The 14,679-nt window shown below is 68.7% G+C and carries 12 protein-coding genes and 1 tRNA gene; 9 read left to right on the forward strand and 4 right to left on the reverse strand.

What is annotated here, in order from left to right; genetic code table 11:
• Window positions 1-16 precede the first annotated feature (16 nt).
• A complete protein-coding gene (locus tag FN976_RS23220) occupies window positions 17-796 on the forward strand; it encodes an enoyl-CoA hydratase/isomerase family protein (protein ID WP_145895465.1) in 780 nt (259 codons plus the stop codon).
• A gap of 2 nt (window positions 797-798) precedes the next feature.
• Window positions 799-2,592 (forward strand): acyclic terpene utilization AtuA family protein, encoded by a 1,794-nt coding sequence (locus tag FN976_RS23225; protein ID WP_145895466.1) that lies wholly within the window; start codon window positions 799-801, stop codon window positions 2,590-2,592.
• A gap of 1 nt (window position 2,593) precedes the next feature.
• Here FN976_RS23225 and FN976_RS23230 read toward each other — a convergent pair whose 3' ends face one another.
• Window positions 2,594-3,529, reverse strand: coding sequence for a LysR family transcriptional regulator (locus tag FN976_RS23230; RefSeq protein ID WP_145895467.1), 936 nt, complete (start codon window positions 3,527-3,529; stop codon window positions 2,594-2,596).
• A gap of 113 nt (window positions 3,530-3,642) precedes the next feature.
• On the opposite strand from FN976_RS23230, the gene FN976_RS23235 reads away from it, so the two are divergent.
• The 4 genes from FN976_RS23235 to FN976_RS23250 are packed head-to-tail and all read left to right on the forward strand — an operon-like array spanning window position 3,643 to window position 9,756.
• Window positions 3,643-5,184, forward strand: a complete 1,542-nt coding sequence (locus tag FN976_RS23235; RefSeq protein ID WP_145895468.1) for a CoA-acylating methylmalonate-semialdehyde dehydrogenase — start codon at window positions 3,643-3,645, stop codon at window positions 5,182-5,184.
• Window positions 5,181-6,311: an acyltransferase family protein gene (locus tag FN976_RS23240; protein ID WP_186511121.1), complete on the forward strand. Its 1,131-nt coding sequence runs from the start codon at window positions 5,181-5,183 to the stop codon at window positions 6,309-6,311. The genes FN976_RS23235 and FN976_RS23240 overlap by 4 nt, the downstream gene beginning before the upstream one ends.
• Window positions 6,311-8,122, forward strand: a complete 1,812-nt coding sequence (locus FN976_RS23245) for a beta-galactosidase (RefSeq protein ID WP_255440782.1) — start codon at window positions 6,311-6,313, stop codon at window positions 8,120-8,122. The genes FN976_RS23240 and FN976_RS23245 overlap by 1 nt, the downstream gene beginning before the upstream one ends.
• Window positions 8,119-9,756, forward strand: a complete 1,638-nt coding sequence (locus FN976_RS23250) for a GMC family oxidoreductase (protein ID WP_145895471.1) — start codon at window positions 8,119-8,121, stop codon at window positions 9,754-9,756. The genes FN976_RS23245 and FN976_RS23250 overlap by 4 nt, the downstream gene beginning before the upstream one ends.
• Before the next feature lie 19 nt (window positions 9,757-9,775).
• On the opposite strand, the gene FN976_RS29725 is transcribed toward FN976_RS23250, so the two are convergent.
• Together FN976_RS29725 and FN976_RS23260 are read right to left on the reverse strand one after the other, a co-directional pair.
• Window positions 9,776-10,207: a hypothetical protein gene (locus FN976_RS29725; protein ID WP_349291405.1), complete on the reverse strand. Its 432-nt coding sequence runs from the start codon at window positions 10,205-10,207 to the stop codon at window positions 9,776-9,778.
• A 22-nt stretch (window positions 10,208-10,229) separates the two neighbouring features.
• The gene (locus FN976_RS23260; protein WP_432417888.1) at window positions 10,230-11,702 is read right to left on the reverse strand and encodes an ammonium transporter; all 1,473 of its coding nucleotides are present in this window, start codon (window positions 11,700-11,702) and stop codon (window positions 10,230-10,232) included.
• 300 nt (window positions 11,703-12,002) lie between these two features.
• Here FN976_RS23260 and FN976_RS23265 point away from each other — a divergent pair, with 300 nt between their 5' ends.
• Window positions 12,003-12,533 (forward strand): DUF2946 family protein, encoded by a 531-nt coding sequence (locus FN976_RS23265; protein ID WP_145895473.1) that lies wholly within the window; start codon window positions 12,003-12,005, stop codon window positions 12,531-12,533.
• A 46-nt stretch (window positions 12,534-12,579) separates the two neighbouring features.
• On the opposite strand, the gene FN976_RS23270 is transcribed toward FN976_RS23265, so the two are convergent.
• Window positions 12,580-13,470 (reverse strand): c-type cytochrome, encoded by an 891-nt coding sequence (locus tag FN976_RS23270; protein ID WP_145895474.1) that lies wholly within the window; start codon window positions 13,468-13,470, stop codon window positions 12,580-12,582.
• A gap of 119 nt (window positions 13,471-13,589) precedes the next feature.
• Between FN976_RS23270 and FN976_RS23275 the strand changes: the two genes are divergently transcribed.
• Both FN976_RS23275 and galE read left to right on the forward strand, forming a co-directional pair.
• A tRNA-Arg gene (locus tag FN976_RS23275) sits at window positions 13,590-13,665 on the forward strand.
• Window positions 13,638-14,663, forward strand: a complete 1,026-nt coding sequence (gene galE, locus FN976_RS23280) for a UDP-glucose 4-epimerase GalE (RefSeq protein ID WP_145895475.1) — start codon at window positions 13,638-13,640, stop codon at window positions 14,661-14,663. The genes FN976_RS23275 and galE overlap by 28 nt, the downstream gene beginning before the upstream one ends.
• Window positions 14,664-14,679 lie beyond the last annotated feature (16 nt).

Genomic DNA, 14,679 nt, shown 5'->3' on the forward strand with positions numbered 1-14,679 from the left:
CCAAAAGGAGACACCCGTGCCAGATTCCTCTCTTGCCGAACTGGGCATCGAGCGCCGTGGCGCCGTGCTTTGGCTCACCATCCAGCGCGAGGAGCGGCGCAATGCCATGAGCCATGGCGTGCTGGCGGCCATGGGCGAGGCCATCCGGTCGGCGCAGGCCGACCGCGCGCTGCGCGCGATCGTGATCACCGGCGCGGGCCAGAAGGCCTTCTGCGCCGGCGCCGACCTGCAGTCCGCCAATGCTTTCACCAACGACTACTCGGAGCCGGTCGGCCACCTGGCGCGCCTGTTGCGCGAGGTCAAGGCCAGCAACGTCCCGCTGATCGCCCGCGTCAATGGCGCCTGCATGGCCGGCGGCATGGGCCTGCTGGCGATGTGCGACATGGCCGTGGCCGCAAGGCACGCGGTGTTCGGCCTGCCAGAGGTGAAAGTGGGCGTCTTCCCCGCCCAGGTGCTCAGCGTTCTGCAGCACCTGATCCCGCGCCGCAAGCTGGCCGAACTCTGCCTCACCGGCGAACCGCTGGATTCCGCCCAGGCGCTGGAGCTGGGGCTGGTGAACTACGTCGACGACGACGTCGACACGCGGCTCGACTGGCTGCTGGCGCGCCTGCTGGACAAGTCGCCCGCCGCGATCCGCCGCGGGCTTTACACCATGAAGAAGATCGAATCCATGGCCTTCGAGGAATCGATGTCGTTCACCGAGAGCCAGATCGCCCTCTTCACGCTCACCGAGGATGCGAAGGAAGGCCAGGCGGCCTTCCAGCAGAAGCGCAAACCGGAATGGAAGGGGCGTTGAAGATGAAGGACGTGATCCGCATCGGCGGGGCTTCGGGCTTCTGGGGCGACAGCAGCGTGGGCGCGCCGCAACTGGTGGAGCGCGGCGAGCTGGACTTCCTGGTGTTCGACTACCTGGCCGAACTCACGATGTCGATCCTGGCGGCGGCCCGCGGGAAGAACCCCGAACTCGGCTACGCCACCGACTTCGTGCAGGTCACCATGAAGGCCATCCTGCGCGACGTGGCGCTGCAGGGCATCCGCGTGATCAGCAACGCCGGCGGCGTCAATCCGCAGGCCTGCGCGAAGGCGATCGCGGCGCTGGCGCTGGAACAGGGCGTCGCGGTGAAGATTGCCGTGGTGCAGGGCGACGACGTGCTGCCCCTGGTGCCGCAGTTGCGCGAGGAAGGCGTCGCAGAACTGCAGACGGGCGCGCCGCTGCCCGCACGCCTGCTCACTGCCAACGCCTACCTGGGCGCGCTGCCGGTGAAGGCGGCGCTGGACGCGGGGGCGCAGATCGTCATCACCGGCCGCTGCGTCGACAGCGCGGTGACCCTGGGCGCATTGATGCATGCGTTCCACTGGAGCGCAGACGACCACGACCGCCTCGCACAAGGCAGCCTGGCCGGCCACATCATCGAATGCGGTTGCCAGGCGACGGGCGGGCTGCACACCGATTGGGAGAGCGTGCCCGACTGGGCGCACATCGGCTACCCGGTGCTCGAGTGCCGCGCGGACGGCAGCTTCATCGCCACCAAGCCACCCGCCACCGGCGGCCTCGTCAACACCTCCGTGATCGCGGAGCAGATGCTCTACGAGATCGGCGATCCCGCCAACTACCTGCTGCCCGACGTGCGCTGCGATTTCACCCACGTGCGCCTGGAGCAGCAGGGCGAGCACCGCGTGCGCGTGAACGGCGCGCGCGGCCAGCCACCGGGACCGGGCTACAAGGTCTCGGCGACCTACCTCGATGGCTTTCGCTGCAACGCGCAGCTCACCATCGTGGGCGAGAACGCCGCGCTCAAGGCGCGACGCACCGGTGAAGCGATCCTGCTGCGCACGCGCGAACTGTTCGCCCGCCAGGGATTCGCCGACTACACGCGCACACGCATCGAAGTGCTGGGTTCGGAGCAGGCCAACTACGGCCCGCACGCGCGGGCCGCGAGCGTGCGCGAAGCGGTGCTGCACCTGGCGGTGATGCATCCGGACAAGAACGCGCTGGAGCTCTTCGCGCGCGAGATCGCGCCGGCCGGCACCAGCTGGTCGCCCGGCACCACGGGGGCCGGCGGGCGCCCGAGCCCATCGCCCGCCATCAAGCAGTTCGCCTTCCTGGTGGACAAGAGCCGTCTCGCGCCTACTGTGCTGGTCGGCGGGGAAGAACTGGCCGTCGAAGTGCCCACCGGCCAGCCTGCGCTCCCCGCCGTGGTGCCGGCGCAGGCACAGCCTTCGGCGTCCGCCCCCGGCCGCGGGCCGCGCACGGTCGATGGCGTGGAAGTGCCACTGATCGCGCTGGCCTGGGCGCGCAGCGGCGACAAGGGCAACCACTCCAACATCGGCGTCATCGCGCGGCGGCCCGAGTGGCTGCCGCACCTGCGCGCGGAACTCACGGCCGAACGTGTCAAGGCCTGGTTGGCGCACCTCGTCGAAGGCGACGTGACGCGCTTCGACCTGCCCGGCATCCATGCCATGAATTTTCTTTGCACGCAGGCGCTGGACGGGGGCGGGATGGCGTCGCTGCGCAACGACCCGCTGGGCAAGGGCATGGCGCAGATCCTGTTGGCGATGCCCGTGCGCGCGCCTGCCGGCTGGCAGGCCTGATTCAGCTCTGCGGGAAGCCCCCGGCCAGGCTCGCGCGCAGGTGGTCCACCAGGCATTGCACGGCCCGCGGCGGCCGCGCGGCCCCGGGGCGCAACGCATAGATGCGGTCACCGAAGAAGCCGAGCGGCCGCCAGCCTGGCAGGACCTGCACCAGTTCGCCGCTGCGGAGATGCTCGATCGCGCTGAAATCCGGGAGCAGGCCAATGCCCAGGCCACCCAGTGCGGCGTGCCGCAGCACTTCGCTGTTGTTGGCGCGGATCGGCCCGGCCACGTTGACCGCGACGCGCTCGGGCCTGCGCCCGCCTTCTCGCTCCAGCACCCAGCTCTGGCCCGCGGTGGCCCGCAGGTAGGACAGGCATTCGTGCCCAGACAGTTCCGAAGGGTGCGCGGGGACGCCACGGCGTATGAGGTATTCCCGGCTCGCCACCAGCAGCGACCGCGTCGCGCACAAAGGCCAGGCCACGTAGCTTTCCGGAGGGCTCTGCGTGTGGCGGATCGCGACGTCGAAGCCCTCCTGCGCAAGGTTCACGAAGCGGTCGTTCAAGTCGAGATCGAGGCGGATCTCGGGGTAGCGCACCAGGAATTCCGGCAGCGCCGGCGCCACCGCCTGCCGCCCCAGCGCCACGGGCGCCGTGACACGCACCAGGCCGCGCGGCGCGCCAGCCTGGTCGCGCACCGCCGTGAAGCTCTGCGCGATGCGTTCGAAGGCCGCGCCGGTGTCGTCCACCAACTGCTGGCCGGCTTGTGTCAGGCCCACGGAACGTGTCGTGCGATGCACCAGCGGCAACCCCGCCTGGCGCTCCAGCTCGGCGATGCGCGCGCTGACCGAAGCTTTCGAAACCCCCAGCCGCCGCGCCGCCTGCGTATAGCTGCGCGTCTCCGCCAGCACCGTCAACAGGTGCAGGTCGGCGAAGACGGGTGGCCCGGACGATGTCATGTGGATTGTTCAGTTTACCGAACAACGTGGTCAGCGGTGCGGCCTATGCAAAGTACAGCGCAGGGCCTAGACTGGCCGCCCCACTTCCCGATCTTCCAAGCAAGCCGCCCACCATGAACGCACCTGACAAGAGCCGCTCCGGCGCCGAACTCGCTTCCATCGAACACTGGATCGGTGGGCGCATCGTTCCCGGCCAGAGTGGCCGCCGCACCGACGTCTTCAATCCGGCATCCGGCCAGGTCAGCGGCCGCGTCGCCATGGCGAATGCCGCCGAAGTGGCTCAGGCCGTTGCCTCCGCCCAGGCCGCGTTCCCCGCCTGGGCCGACACCCCGCCGATCCGGCGCGCGCGCGTGATGTTCAAGTTCCTGGAGCTGCTGAACAAGGAAAAGGACAACCTTGCCCGCACGATCACCGCCGAACACGGCAAGGTGTTCACCGACGCGCAAGGCGAGGTCACCCGCGGCATCGACATCGTCGAATTCGCCTGCGGCATTCCGCAGCTGCTGAAGGGCGACTACACGGACCAGGTCTCCACCGGGATCGACAACTGGACGATGCGCCAGCCCCTGGGCGTGGTGGCCGGCATCACACCCTTCAACTTCCCGGTGATGGTGCCGATGTGGATGTATCCGGTGGCCATCGCGGCCGGCAACTGCTTCGTGCTCAAGCCCAGCCCGCTCGACCCGAGCGCCTCCATCCGCATGGCCGAACTGCTGAAGGAAGCGGGCCTGCCCGACGGCGTGTTCAACGTGGTCCAGGGCGACAAGGACGCCGTCGACGCGCTGCTGGAGCATCCGGACGTGAAGGCCCTGTCCTTTGTCGGTTCCACCGCGATCGCGCAGAAGATCTATGAAACCGGCGCGAAGCATGGCAAGCGCGTGCAAGCGTTGGGCGGGGCGAAGAACCACATGGTTGTGATGCCCGATGCCGACATGGACCAGGCGGTCGACGCGCTCATCGGCTCGGCTTTCGGTTCGGCCGGCGAGCGCTGCATGGCGATCTCGTTGGGCGTCCTGGTCGGCGATGCAGCCGACAAGATCATGCCGATGCTCGAGAAGCGCACGCAGGAACTCAAGATCAAGAACGGCGTGGAGCTCGACGCCGAGATGGGCCCGATCGTCAGCGCCGCCGCGCAGCAGCGCATCACCGGCTACATCGGCCAGGGCGAAACCGAAGGCGCAAAACTGGTGGTGGACGGCCGCAAGTTCCAGGGCGCGATGGCCGGCGCCGGCTGCGACGGCGGCTTCTGGGTTGGCGGCACCCTGTTCGACAACGTCAAGCCGGACATGAAAATCTACAAGGAAGAGATCTTCGGGCCGGTGCTGGGCTGCGTGCGGGTGAAGGACCTGGCGGAGGCCACCGCGCTCATCAACAGCCACGAGTACGGCAATGGCGTCTCGTGCTTCACCCGCGACGGCAACGTGGCGCGTGAGTTCTCTCGGCGCGTGCAGGTGGGCATGGTCGGCATCAACGTGCCGATCCCCGTGCCCATGGCCTGGCATGGCTTCGGCGGCTGGAAGAAGAGCCTCTTCGGCGACATGCACGCCTATGGCGAGGAAGGCGTCCGCTTCTACACCAAGCAGAAATCGATCATGCAGCGCTGGCCGGAGAGCACGCCCAAGGGTGCCGAATTCGTGATGCCGACGGCGCAGTGACGGGCACGGGCCCGGCATGGCCGGGTGGCGACAAGTACCCGGTCATCGACATCCTGCGCGGCGCCGCGGCTCTGACGGTCGTGGTCTATCACGTCATCGCGATGACCGGCTGGCCGGGGTTTCCGACGAGTCACGGCCGCCTGGTGTTCAGCTACGGCTGGGTCGGTGTCAACCTGTTCCTGGTCATCAGCGGGTTCGTCATCGGGCTGACCGCCTTGAATGGCTACGCACGAAATGGCAGCGGGTTCCGCGCGCCGTACGTACGGCGCAGGCTGGCCCGCATCCTGCCGCTCTACCTGTTGACCGGAGTCGTCTACGTCCTGCTGGTGGAAAGCAGCCTGTTGCAGGGCCCGATCAGCAACCTCGTCAAGCAGGTGGCAGTGCACCTGCTGTTCGTCCACAACTTCAGCGAGTCCACCTTCGGCACCATCAACGGTCCGAACTGGTCGGTGGCGCTGGAGATGCAGTTCTACCTGCTCGTCCTGTTCATCACCCCCTGGCTGGCGCGCGCGCCGGCCTGGACCACGCTGGTGTCCGGCCTGGCCGCTGCGATGCTGTTTCGCTGGGCTTCCACCCTGGTGCTGGTGCCGGGCGTGGCCCCAACCATGCAGCAGCATGTCGTGAGCGTCTGGCTGCCCGGCGTGCTCGACCACTTCGCGCTCGGCATCTTCCTCGCGAAGGCCGTGCGCGGCGAAGCCGGCTCGCGCCTGCAGGCATGCCTGCGGACAGGCTGGCGGCCGTTCGTCGCCTGGGCGCTGGTGGCTGCCGTTCTCTTGCGCCTGGCCGGCTGGGTCCTGGTGGACCGGCCCTACTGGGACAACCCGCTCATGATCGTCGGCTTCCCCACGTTGCTCGCCGCGGGCCTGTCGGCACTCGTGGCAGCCGCGATCACGTTCCCCCACCCGCGGTCCCTGCTGCACCGGCCATTGCGCTACCTGGGCGAGATCAGTTACGGGATCTACCTGTGGCATGTCCCGGTGATCCTGAGCGTCATCCAGCGCAAGCTGGATTGGCGCGAAGACCGTCTGCTGACCTTCGTCCTGGTTGCCACGGTGCTGCTGGCTGCGGCGACCTGGCACCTCGTCGAGAAGCCGGCACTCGACGCCCTGCAGAAGGACAAGGCGTGATGCGACGGTGGGTGCGCAGCCTGTCGCTGCTGGTGCTGACAGGCTCGGCGCTGGCCGCCGGGCCCGCCCCGTTCGTCGTTGCGCCGGTCGTCGAAGGCCTGTTCGAGTGCGGCGCGCCCGGCTCGCCACCGCCGAAAGCCGGCTCCTACTGCGCTGCCGCGAATGGCCACGCCGTTCCCGCCTTGCGCCAACTGCTGGACGACCTGGAGCCGGGCGGGCCCCGCGGCTCGGTCCAGGTGGGCTACGTGCTGACCGTGCAACTGCTCGGCCTGTACCGCGCGGAAGGCGACCGCTGGATCGTCGATGCCGGCAAGCTGCAGCGCATCGCCGAACTGCTTCTCGAAATTGATCGGCCGGTGGTCGTCTACCTGGCGGCGAACCATTTCGATTCGCAAGGCCCGCTGGCGCAGGCGCTCGCGAGGGATCGCGGCAACCTCATGCTGCTCGCGAACGGGCAGCCGCCTGCGACGGACTACTTCGGCTACCAGGTGGCCCCTTTCACGCTTCTCACCGATCCCGCCATCCCGGTGAATGCATACCGGTTCGAGGCGCTCCGGCTCCTCGCCAGCCGGCTCGCGGCGCTGCCGCCGGCGGTGCAGGGCCGGCTGGTCGGTGTGGCCCTCGGGGGTGAGTTGCACCACCTGTTCCCCGATTTCAGCGGCGGCATGGGGATGCACGACACGCCGCGCGTCACCGACTTCGGCGAGGCCTCGGTGCGGCAGTTCCGCGCCTGGCTGGCGCGCAAGTACGGGGGCATCGACAAGCTGAACGCGGCGGCTGGAACCGCCTTCGGGTCCTTCGATGCCGTGGCGCCCCCCGCGCGCAACGCGCTCGTCGACAGCGGCGTGCCGCGCTGGCAGCACTACGACGGTTCTGCCGGCGGCAAGCTCGCGCTGCGCGGATGGCTGTGGGACCCGGACCACCGCGTCCAGCGGCTCGAACTGCGGGTGGACGGCCGCGCGTGGGCCGAGATCGAGCGCGGTTTCAACCGGCTCGACGTCTATCGTGCGGTCGCGGACGTGCAGGATCCGAATGTCGGTTTCCGGCACGACCTCGACTTCTCCTCATGGCCCGCGGGCAATTACCGGCTGCAGGTCGTGGCGCATTCAGCCACGGGGGAGCACGCGCTGGCCGACCGGCTGCTGGTGGTCGGAGGCACCCCCGCGTCCTGGCTCGCCAATCGCTGGCAGCGTGCGCTGGCGCGGGCGCGCGGGCTGGCACAACGCGCATTCAGCCCGCTCGACGGGGTCCGCAGCGCGCTCGACGCCCCCCTGGGGGACCAGCGGGTCATGTTCAATCCACTGGCGCGCGACTGGAACGATTTCAGGGCGGCGCAAGTGACCGGGTTCATGGGCGAGCTCCACCGGGTGGCGCTGGCCGCCGGCCTGCCGGCCGCCAAGCTGTTCTCGCACCAGATCCTGGTGCGCGCGAATTCGAGCTGGAACGCCGACCTGTTCGCGACCGACGGCAGCGTGGCGGCGGGCGTGCCCTGGGTGCACGGAATCAACATGTACGGCGGGGTCACGGGAGGCGAATGGATCCGGCGCTTCGTCCGCGCCCGGGGCATGGCCGGCTATGGCGTCCCGGAATTCCACCCCCAGCAGACGAAGCGGCCGGCGGCGCACCTGGAGGCGCTGCGCTTGCACCGGCAACTAGGCGCGCGCTTCGTCAGCCCCTACTATGTGTCCATCGCGGCGGACCGCGGCGCGGCGGCGAATTCGGCCATTCGCGCGCTGGAGATCCGGCCGAACAACCCACAGGAGGGCTCCGACATGCTGTTCCAGGCCATCCGCGACATGGCGAAGCAATGAGCGAAAACACCTTCGACTACGTGATCATCGGCGCCGGAACGGCGGGCTGCCTGCTGGCCAACCGGCTGAGCGCCGACCGCAGCAAGCGGGTCCTGCTGATCGAGGCCGGTCGGCGCGACGACTACCACTGGATCCACATTCCGGTCGGCTACCTCTACTGCATCGGCAACGCGCGCACGGACTGGCTCTACCAGACCGAAGCCGATGCCGGCCTGAACGGCCGCACCCTGCGCTACCCGCGCGGCAAGACGCTGGGCGGCTGCTCCAGCATCAACGGGATGATCTACATGCGCGGCCAGTCACGCGACTACGACGGCTGGGCGCAGCGGCTGGGCGACGCCAACTGGACCTGGGACCACTGCCTGCCGTACTTCAAGAAGCACGAGGACTACTACAAGGGCGCGGACGCCATGCACGGCGCGGGCGGCGAATGGCGCGTGGAGCGCCAGCGGCTGCGCTGGGACGTGCTGGACGCCTTCGCGCAGGCCGCGCAGGAAGCCGGCATCCCGCACAGCGAGGACTTCAACCGCGGCACCAACGAAGGCGTGGGCTACTTCCAGGTGAACCAGAAGGACGGCTGGCGCTGGAACACGGCCAAGGCGTTCCTGCGTCCCACCTGCTATGGCCGGCCGAACTTCGAGCTGTGGACGGCGGCGCAGGTGGCGCGCCTGGTCATCGAGACGCAACCCGATGGCAGCAAGCGTTGCACCGGCGCGCAGGTCTGGACCGGCGAGGCGATGACGAACGTCGAGGCCACGCGCGAAGTGCTGCTGTGCGCGGGCAGCATCGGCTCCCCGCAGATCCTGCAGCTTTCGGGCATCGGGCCGGCCGCGCTGCTGGGCGCGCACGGAATCCCGGTCGTGCACGACCTCCCGGGCGTGGGCGAGAACCTGCAGGACCACCTGCAGATCCGCGCGGTGTTCAAGGTGGATGGCGTCGCGACCCTGAATACCCTGGCGAACAGCTGGTGGGGCAAGATGAAGATCGGGATGGAGTACGCCTTGAAGCGCTCCGGCCCCATGAGCATGGCGCCATCGCAGCTGGGCGCTTTCACGCGCAGCTCGCCGGACCAGCCCTATCCCAACATCGAATATCACGTGCAGCCCCTGAGCCTGGACGCTTTCGGCGAGCCGCTGCACGGCTTCAACGCGTTCACCGCCAGCGTCTGCAACCTCAACCCGACCAGCCGCGGCTGGGTACGCATTCGCAGCAGCAAGTTCGAGGATGCGCCGGCAATCGCGCCGAACTACCTCAGCACGGAAGCGGACCGCAAGGTCGCGGCCGATTCATTGCGCGTCACGCGGCGGATCGCCGCGCAGCCGGCGCTGGCGAAGTTCAAGCCGCAGGAATGGCGGCCCGGCACGCAGTACGAATCGGACGAAGAGCTCGCCCGGCTGGCCGGCGACATCGCCACCACCATCTTCCACCCCGTCGGCACCACGGCCATGGGCGCGGACGGCGACCCTGCGGCCGTGCTCGACCCGGTGATGCGGGTGCGCGGCATCGCCGGCCTGCGGGTGGTGGATGCCGGCGCCATGCCCAGCATCACCAGCGGCAACACCAACTCCCCCACGCTGATGATGGCGGAGAAGGCCGCGGAGTGGATCGTGCGCGAGGCCAGGGCCGCCGCCTGATTCCAGGAAACGCGGTGGGCTAACGGATGCCACCCACGTAACGCGGCACGTTCGGATCGCGCCGGGCTTCGCGCTCGGGGTCCAGCGTCGAATCCGAAAAGCCGGAACTCGCGCCGAAGATCGATGCGGCAAAGCTGCCGGTGCGCTCCGACGGCGGCGCAGCGGGCGCCGGCACGGCGGCCGTGCGGACCCGCATGGCCTGCACCGCGCTTTGGACAAGCGGCTTGGCGGGCGCGGCCGTCTTGTCCAGCACGGCGCGCTCCAGCTTGTCCGCCCACTCGTGCAAATCCGGGTGACTGTCCTCGGTGGCCTTGGCGCGGGCGAAGCGCACGACCTCCAGTGCGTACTCGAGGTTCTCCGCCATCCACTCGGTGTCGGTCACGCGCCCGGTCTTGCGGCGCAGCAGCACGTGCATGTGGGCGGCAATGGCGAGTTTCTGGCTGACGAGCATGAGGAACCTCCTGGGGCTTGGATCAGGTGCCCAAGCGTTCGCGGTGCTGGCCGATGTCCAGTCCCGCCAGCTCGGTCTGTTCGTCGACCCGCAGGCCCACCAGCACCTTGGTGATGACGAGCAGAAGGGCCGTGACCACGAGCGCATAGCCGAAGACCGCCGCGACACCGATGAGCTGCGTGAGCAGGTCACCGGTGACGCCCGAAACGGCCTTGCTCGCGAGGGGCCCGGTGAGCAGCGAACCGACGATGCCGCCCACGGCATGGACGCCGAAGACGTCCAGAGAATCGTCCGCGCGCAGCAGGCGCTTCAGGCCGGTCGCCCCCCAGTAGCACATGATGCCGGCGACGGCCCCGATCAACAGCGCGGAGCGCGGCGTCACGAACCCCGAAGCCGGGGTGATGGCCACCAGGCCCGCCACCAGGCCCGAGCACAGTCCCAGCAATGAAGGCCGGCCGCGCATCACCCATTCGCCGATCATCCAGGCCATGGCGCCGGCCGCGGCGGCAATGTGCGTGACCAGCATCGCCAGGCCGGCCCGGCCATCGGCCGCAACGGCGGAGCCGGCGTTGAAGCCGAACCAGCCGACCCACAGCATGCCGGCGCCGGCCATCGTCAGGCCGAGGTTGAAGGGCTCGAAAGCCTCGCGCCCGTAACCGCGGCGCGGCCCCAGGAAGTAGGCGCAGACCAGCCCGCTGACGCCGGCGTTGATGTGGACGACCGAGCCACCGGCGAAGTCCAGCGCGCCCAGTTGCGCGAGCCAGCCGCCCGGCTCCCACACCCAGTGGGCGATGGGCGCATAGACGAACAGCGACCACATCCCGATGAACACCAGCATCGCCGAGAAACGCATGCGCTCGACGAAGGCACCGACCACCAGCGCCGCCGTGATGATGGCAAAGGTGAGCTGGTACATGGCGTAGACCGACTCGGGGATGTTCGGCGCGATGTGGCTCACCATCACCTTGCCGGCGTCCTTCAGGTATTCCATGCCGGCGAAGCCCATGCGGCTCCCGTTGCCGATGAAGCTGTTGTTCGGCGTGAAGGCCCACGAATAGCCGACCAGGAACCACAGCAAGCTCACGAGCGCGGCGATCGCGACCACGCTGGCCATGGTGTTGATCACGCTCTTCTTGCGCACCATGCCGGCATAGAAGAGCGCGATGCCCGGCAGCGTCATCAGCAGCACCAGGGCCGTCGAGGTCATCATCCAGGCCGTATCGGCGCTGCTGAGGCGGTCCACGGAAACGAGGCTGGGCTTCGTGAGCGCAGTTGGGGCGGCGGGCGTTGCCGCGGGGGCCGCGATGGCGGCGGCGGGCGCTCCCACTTGCCCGGCGGGCGCCGGTTCTGCCGCGGCGGGTGTCGTCACCGGAGCCGCAGGCACGGCCTGGCTCCAGGCATGGCCACTCCAGGCAATGATCGCCCCCAACAGGGCGAGCGTGACGGCTCGGCGCATTGTGTGTCCTTGTGTTACCCCAACAAGCACGTTCCGCATAAGTCGTGCCAGCGCGGCCTGGTGCGAAAAGCGGATCGCCCGCGCGCCGGGCCGCACTTCTGCAAACTTTCGTGGCGGGCGCCGGCACGCTTGAGCAGGGTGGGAAAGCCCTGATGCACTGCGGGGGTGCGGGCCGCTACAGTCCGTGCACTCGCAAAGCGCCCTCCGGGGTACCAGGGCGAGGGACCGAGGAGACACCCCCAGAACACGAATAAATTGCGGACCGTACCCTGTCGTACGCGTCCACTTCAAGCGCCGCCGATGCGGCGCTTTTTATTTGGCGGGGTGCACAATCAACGCATGGACGACATCGTGCGCCAGGCCTTGGCCAAGTGGCCCAACGTGCCGCATTGCTATGGCTGGCTCGGGCTCGACGCGCGGGGTGACTGGTACATGCGCGACGACCGCGTGCAGCACTCGGGGCCGTTCCCCACCCCCAAGGGATCGCTGTTGCGCCACGAAAAGCTGCTGGCGTTCATCCACCGCAACTACGACCGCGACGCCGCAGGTCAATGGTTCTTCCAGAACGGCCCGCAGCGCGTCTATGTCGAGCTGGAAGTGGCGCCCTGGGTCTGGCGGCTGGGCAGTGGCCACAGCATCACCAGCCACACGGGGCAAACTGCGAAGCCCGCGGCCTGCCTGGTGGACGAGAAGGGCCATCTGTACCTGGACAGTGACCTGGGCCTGGGCCTGGTCCACACCCTGGATATGGCGCAAGCCGCGGACGCCATCGAAGAGGGGTTGTGGCGGCCGGAGGAAGTTTGCTCCGCCGACCTGCCGCCGCGATTCGGCTTCGTGCGCAGCCCGGCGGCCGGCCAGCCGGGACCATGAAAAAAGCCGGTCGACGACCGGCTTCCTGTTGCGCCCGCGCGGTCCCTTATTTGACTGCGCTCACCATGTAATCCACCGCCGCCTTGATCTCGGCTTCCGAGGCATTCGTGCCGCCCTTGGGCGGCATGGCGCCCTTGCCCTTCAGGACCGACTGCACCAGCTGCGGCATGCCCTGCTGGAGGCGGGGGGCCCAGGCTGCCTTGTCGCCCAGCTTGGGCGCATTGGCCACGCCCGCGATGTGGCAGGCGGCGCAGGCCTGCTTGTAGAGCGCTTCGCCGCCGCCGGCAGCCACAGCGGTGGCCGGCGCGGCTGCGGCAGCAGGGGCTGCGGCAGCGGGAGCAGCGGCGGTCGCAGCAACGGGAGCTGTCACCGGCACCGCAGCTTGCGGGGCGGCCGCCGTGACGGCAGCGCGCTGCGGCTCGGCAAACTTGCCGCCCGCGGTATTGGCCATGTAAGCCACGGCACGCGCGATCTCGGTGTCCTCGAAGTCGCCGCCCGCCTGCGGCGGCATGGCCCCCTTGCCCTTCAGCGCGGAACCCACGAGGGCTTCGAAGCCGGTCTTGAGGCGGTTCGCCCAGGCCGCGGCATCACCGAGCTTGGGCGCGTTCGCGACGCCGGCCGTGTGGCACGTCGTGCATTGCGCCTTGTAGACCTCTTCACCACTCTTGAGCGGACGGTTGGCGTCGCGGATCTCGACCGTGCCCACCTTGCGGATGCGGCTGGCGACGCCACGGTCCATGTCCTGGGCGGTCAGGCCGCCCAGCGCGTACTTCTCCGCCTGGGCGCTGCCCGCGGGCTTGTTGTCGGCCACCACGTACGCCACCAGCGCGATGATGGCGAAGACGGGCACGAAGAAAGAGAAGAACACCGCCAGCAGAAGCTGCTTGGGCGTCTTGATCGGGCCGGTGTGGGCTTCTTCCTGCGTGCTGTCGCTCATGGCGTCCTCAACAAAATCAACCTTCGATTATAGCCAGCAGGTGCCGGCCTCCCGTCCCCACCCCCTGGGCGCGCAGGCCGTGCCCCGTCATGGGCGATAATGCGGGCTCGCAACAGCATGCGGCTGTAGCTCAGTGGATAGAGTATTGGCCTCCGAAGCCAAGGGTCGTGGGTTCGATCCCCGCCAGCCGCGCCATTCAGATGGCCTCCAATCAGACAACCGTGGTCGTGGCCGGCGGCGCCGGCTACATCGGCTCGCACATGGTGCGCATGCTGCAGGAGAACGGCTTGCGGACCGTGGTGGTGGACAACCTGGCCACCGGCCATGCCGAAGCGGCGGGCGATGCCATCTTTCGCACCGGCGACATCGGCGATGCCGCTTTCATCACCGCCCTGCTGCGTGAATTCCAGCCCCGGTGCGTGATGCATTTTGCGGCGGCCAGCCTGGTCGGCGAATCGATCGTGGCGCCCGCGAAGTACTGGCGCAACAACACGGTGCAGACGCTGGCGCTGCTGGACGCGATGGTGGAATGCGGCGTGAAGCAGTTCATCTTCTCGTCCACGGCGGCGGTTTACGGCGACCCCCTCGAAGTGCCGATGGGCGAGTCGCACCGGCGGTTGCCGATCAACCCCTATGGCAAAAGCAAGCTGGCGGTGGAGAACGCCCTGGAGGACTATGCGCGCGCCTATGCGCTGCGCTACGTCACCTTCCGCTATTTCAATGCCGCCGGAGCACACCCGGACGGCACGCTGGGCGAGCGGCACGAGCCGGAAACCCACCTCATTCCGCTGGTGCTGCAGGTGGCCTCCGGCCAGCGCGGGTTCATCTCGCGCTTCGGTTCGCAGCATGACACGCCGGATGGCTCGTGCATCCGTGACTACGTGCATGTGCAGGACTTGTGTGAGGCTCACCTGCTGGCGCTGCAGCGCCTGGACGCGGGAGGCGACAGTGCCAGCTACAACCTCGGCAATGGCCTTGGCCACTCCGTGAACCAGGTGATCGAGGCGGCGCGCCAGATCACCGGGCATCCGATCCCGGTGCGGGACGACCCGGCTCGCGAAGGCGACCCGCCGGTGCTGGTGGCAGACGCGGCCAAGGCGAAGCTCGAGCTCGGATGGACGCCGCGATACGCCGCGCTCGAGACCATCATCGCGCACGCCTGGCAGTGGGAACAGCGCCGGCGCGGCAGGTAGCTGCATCTCTGGCAGC

Source organism: Caenimonas sedimenti (assembly GCF_007833165.1).
GTDB classification, from domain to species: domain Bacteria; phylum Pseudomonadota; class Gammaproteobacteria; order Burkholderiales; family Burkholderiaceae_C; genus Ramlibacter; species Ramlibacter sedimenti.

Bases quoted from the DNA above. Each gene is read 5' to 3' on its own strand.
- FN976_RS23260 (WP_432417888.1), bottom strand. From the start codon at position 11,702: ATGCGGAACGTGCTTGTTGGGGTAACACAAGGACACACAATGCGCCGA.
- FN976_RS23235 (WP_145895468.1), top strand. From the start codon at position 3,643: ATGAACGCACCTGACAAGAGCCGCTCCGGCGCCGAACTCGCTTCCATC.
- FN976_RS23270 (WP_145895474.1), bottom strand. From the start codon at position 13,470: ATGAGCGACAGCACGCAGGAAGAAGCCCACACCGGCCCGATCAAGACG.
- FN976_RS23250 (WP_145895471.1), top strand. From the start codon at position 8,119: ATGAGCGAAAACACCTTCGACTACGTGATCATCGGCGCCGGAACGGCG.
- FN976_RS23265 (WP_145895473.1), top strand. From the start codon at position 12,003: ATGGACGACATCGTGCGCCAGGCCTTGGCCAAGTGGCCCAACGTGCCG.
- FN976_RS23225 (WP_145895466.1), top strand. From the start codon at position 799: ATGAAGGACGTGATCCGCATCGGCGGGGCTTCGGGCTTCTGGGGCGAC.
- FN976_RS23245 (WP_255440782.1), top strand. From the start codon at position 6,311: ATGCGACGGTGGGTGCGCAGCCTGTCGCTGCTGGTGCTGACAGGCTCG.
- FN976_RS23230 (WP_145895467.1), bottom strand. From the start codon at position 3,529: ATGACATCGTCCGGGCCACCCGTCTTCGCCGACCTGCACCTGTTGACG.
- FN976_RS29725 (WP_349291405.1), bottom strand. From the start codon at position 10,207: ATGCTCGTCAGCCAGAAACTCGCCATTGCCGCCCACATGCACGTGCTG.